Source organism: Oribacterium sp. HCP3S3_B9, assembly GCF_052064255.1.
In the GTDB taxonomy this organism is placed as follows: Bacteria; Bacillota; Clostridia; order Lachnospirales; family Lachnospiraceae; genus Oribacterium.
In genome coordinates this window covers 1-4,230 of sequence record NZ_JBQHVY010000039.1, presented here as the reverse complement: position 1 = coordinate 4,230, position 4,230 = coordinate 1, and the positions used below count along the sequence as shown (strand labels likewise).

The following is a 4,230-nucleotide window of genomic DNA, read 5'->3' as shown; positions in this document are numbered from 1 at the left end:
TCAAAAAAGCTGACTATCACGAATTCAAGTATCAAAAATGCAAATATCGTCGGATCTGAAGACAGGGCGGGAGGCCTGGTAGGTTATAGCGACAGTGATGTTACTATTTCAAAAACAGATATTAAAGGAAAGCTGACAGTACAGGGCAAAAATCAAGTTGGCGGATTTGTCGGTCAGCTGGCTGGCAATGCTACCATCCAAAAATCACACATTTTAAACGCAACAATTATTTCCAACGAAGCAGATGCTGGTGGTTTAATCGGATATGTGCAGAATAGTACCCTTACCATTCAAAAGGTGTCTGTAGAAGGTCTGAATGCGGAAGTTATTGCTGCAAAAAATGCCGGAGGTTTAATTGGATGTCTACAGTCCTGTGGTAACTTGAAACTTGAAGACGTTAACGTTACGGCTTTTGTGACATCAGATAGTACTGATAATCAGGGAGGTGCTGGAGGATTCTTTGGATATATTACAGGTCTGGGAGCAAAACCTGTCATCAAGGATTGCCATTATTATGGATCGGATATAAAAGAACAGAAAAACAGTCTTACACAGGAGCCGTACACTGCAAATATTAATGCAAAGAAATCAGCAGGTGGTATTATCGGTTATGCTGCTTGTGATGTCGAGTTGGCAGGTTTGACTCAGGGAAATTCTATAATCGCTTCAAGTGAAGGTTATGCCGGTGGCTTAGTTGGCTCTTCTGGATCTGTTACGATTAAAGTAAATGACACAGAGAATCAATCCAATGAAGTAAATGATAGTGTAAATCTTTCTAAAATAAGCGTTGCAGGGTATGAAGCGGCAGGAGGGATTATAGGTAATGTAGGAAGAGAAGCAGTAATCAAGAATGTAAGTTTAAAGCAGGGACAGATCACTTCAAGTGTAAGTTATGCTGGTGGTTTGATAGGTAACGTAGAACAAAATGGTCCAATTACCATAAACCAGATAACGCTTGATCATTGTGAGATAACTGGTTCTCAGGCTACGGGAGGTTTTATAGGAAGAGTTTCGAACGCAACTGTTACGATAGAAAACTCGAACATTAAGAATTCTAGTACGATTAAGTCAAAGCAAAACGTTGCGGGAGGTTTAATAGGATATACAAATCAGATTACAAATATCACAGATACAAGTATTAAGGAGTCTAATATTACTGGTTATGGGTGGACAGGAGGCTTTATTGGTCAATATGATCAGAAAGATTTAAATAGAACAGTTACTGTACGGGATTCAAATGTACGAGAAAGTATGATTACTTCGACGAATGATAAAGTTGGTGGATTTATAGGCCGTGCCGATGGATCAATCAAAGTTGATAGAGGCGTCGTGGAAAATGCACAAATAACTGGAACTGAGAATTCTGCAGGTGGTCTGGCTGGTATTACTGCCGGAAATACAGATCTGCAAAATGTAAAGGTTATTGGTAAGAATACAATAATCGATGGACGTAATGAGTCCGGAGGCTTGATTGGCGTATGTGGAACTTTCGGCAATGTTGATATTTCAATTAAAAATGCAGCAGTTTCTGCACCTATTCAATCGCGAGGAATGCATGCTGGCGGATTCATTGGTGCCATGCAAGCTACGGGATATAGTTATACAAAGCCAGTAACGATATCGAATTCGTATTATGCAGGCCGAACACAGAATGGCTCATATGTTTTGAAAAAAGCATTTAATGCCTCAAAGCCAAACCAAATGAGTGATTTTGCGAATATAATGGGGGCTATATCGGCTGGAGGTTTTGTGGGATCCTCCATAGATGTAAACATAAACTTTACGCACTGCTTCAATACAGGTTCTGTATTGGCTGGCCAGAATGCTGGAGGGATTATTGGCTATGCAAGAAACAATGGCACTCAAATAACGGTGAATAATTGCTATTCTATGGGGCATGTTGCTGGAACAATCTCTGGTGGATATATCGGCGAAATTGATGCATCTAATAAGGTGACATTTAATTCGGCTTATTATTTGAATTGCTTTAATGACCAAAATACAAATCTTATCGGAAAAGAACCATCGAACCCCAAGACTGCTAATATCATTAACACTCCGGAAAAGATTCTTGGCAGTGCGGATTCATCTGATCTGACAACTGCAGATCATACGCATAATTATGATGAAACGCTGAATGGTCATGCGTATCCGTATAAGAACTGGACGACGGATTGGGAGGTTGAAGGAAATCCGATTACGTACTATGGTGACTGGCCATCTGTAAGTCTGGATGGAAAATTTATGTATTTTAAGCTGACCAAGCGTGACAATGATTACAGTGCGGAGGCAGAATTCACTTGTTATGATGGGTACACATTTATCGGGCAGATGTCAAGAAGCAATGTAAAAATTGAATCAAAGGGATTTGGACTTATCACAACCTTGATGGATCGTAATGATGTAAACAATGTATTTAGTATTTCTACTGATGGTGAACATTATGATCCTTTCACTGCGGAAGGAAATAATGATGATCCGATGGAGGGAGCAATATTACACTATTGGGGAAGAGATTATTATGTCTATCGCTTTACAAATTTGAAACTCGACAAATTGGAAAATGGGAAATCCGTTTACATAAAAAACAGCTTAGGAAATATCTATAGAATAACTAGTGCTGATGAAAAGGCTAAATTTGAAAAAGTATCCTAAACGGTATTATTCTTTGGCAAATAAGATGAACAAGACAGGTATTTTTTAAAGCAAATAGATGGGAAGAGAAAACTAAATATCAAGAAATAGTGCTAGTAGTGCATTAACAATTTGATTGGAGATTTTTATGGACACAACAAATTTCCCTTTATTTTCCCAGGTGAAGGCGGATCACGATGTGACGACCTACATCGGGGAGCAGAACAAGTCGATGAAGGCGCTACATTTCACTGAGCACAGCTTCGCGCATGTGGGCGTGGTGTGTGAGCGGACGGCGTATATTCTGGAGAAGCTGGGCTTCGATGAGCACACGGTGGATCTGGCGCTGACCGCGGCGTGGATGCATGATCTCGGAAATATCGTCAACCGTGTGGATCACTCGCAGTCCGGTGCGCTGATGGCGTTTAGCATCCTGAACCGCATGAACGTAGCGGCCGAAGACATTGCCCCGATCATCTGTGCGATCGGCAACCACGATGAGGGCAACGGACAGCCCGTGAGCGCCATCGCGGCGGCGCTGATTCTCGCGGATAAGTCGGATGTGCGGCGGAGTCGTGTGCAGGAGCCGGACGAGCATAAGTTCGACATCCATGACCGGGTGAACTACTCGGTGACGGATTCGAAGCTGAAGATCAACAAGGAGCAGAGTGCGATCAAGCTGAAGCTGAGCATCGACACGCACTATGGCGAGATCGGCGAGTACTTCGAGATTTTCATGGAGCGGATGCTGCTGTGCAAGAAGGCGGCGAATTTCCTCGGGATGGATTTCCATCTCATCATTAACGAGCAGACGCTGCTGTGAGATATGGCCTGCGTCGGGAGGAGTAGAAAATGGCAAAGTATGTTTATCCGGCAATTTTCACCAAAGAGGAGGATGGTTTATATTCTGTAGAATTTCCTGATATCAAAGGCTGCGTGACTTGTGGCGACAATTTAGCAGATGCCATCTATATGGCGCAGGATGTACTGGCATTCACGCTTTATGATTACGAGCGTGACAACAAAGAAGTGCCACAAGCCTCTGACATAGAAGATCTGAAAGTTCCGAAGGGATCATTTGCAAATGATATTCTGGGCGATACACTGCTTTATCAAAGAAGAAATAGTAATAAAGCTGTGAAAAAGACATTATCGATTCCTGAGTGGTTAAATGAACTGGCGATGAATGCAGAGGTGAATTTTTCTCAGGTCCTCCAGGATGCATTAAAAGTAAAATTAAATATCGAATAATACAGGTGGATTTTATGGAAAACAGATTAAAACTTCCGGTGGGGATCGAAAATTTTGAAGAGATTCGAAGAAACCAGTATTACTATATCGATAAAACAAAACTGATTGAGCAGCTGTTTGACAGTCTCGGAAAGGTAAGTCTGTTCACGCGTCCGCGTCGCTTTGGTAAGACCCTGAATATGAGTATGCTGAAGAGTTTTTTCGAGATCGGTACGGATTCGTCACTGTTTGATGGTAAGCGCTCAGTGTCAGTGCGGCTAGTTTGATACTTTTGAAAATGCCATAATCATGGAAAACGAGAGTATTTTAGTCTCAGTCTTCCCACTGGCATTCACAGTGGTGGAT

3 protein-coding genes and 1 pseudogene are annotated in these 4,230 nt (G+C 41.9%); all 4 read left to right on the top strand.

Going from position 1 to position 4,230, the window contains the following annotated elements; all coding sequences use genetic code 11:
• A partial coding sequence (locus tag ACTNC3_RS11205) for a hypothetical protein (RefSeq protein ID WP_441227474.1) occupies nt 1-2,655 on the top strand: 2,655 nt, incomplete at its 5' end.
• A gap of 127 nt (nt 2,656-2,782) precedes the next feature.
• Nucleotides 2,783-3,457: an HD domain-containing protein gene (locus tag ACTNC3_RS11200; RefSeq protein ID WP_441227473.1), complete on the top strand. Its 675-nt coding sequence runs from the start codon at nt 2,783-2,785 to the stop codon at nt 3,455-3,457.
• 29 nt (nt 3,458-3,486) lie between these two features.
• A complete protein-coding gene (locus tag ACTNC3_RS11195) occupies nt 3,487-3,885 on the top strand; it encodes a type II toxin-antitoxin system HicB family antitoxin (RefSeq protein ID WP_441227472.1) in 399 nt (132 codons plus the stop codon).
• Nucleotides 3,886-3,899: 14 nt separating this feature from the next.
• A pseudogene (locus ACTNC3_RS11190) lies at nt 3,900-4,121 on the top strand (AAA family ATPase); the annotation flags it as partial.
• Nucleotides 4,122-4,230 lie beyond the last annotated feature (109 nt).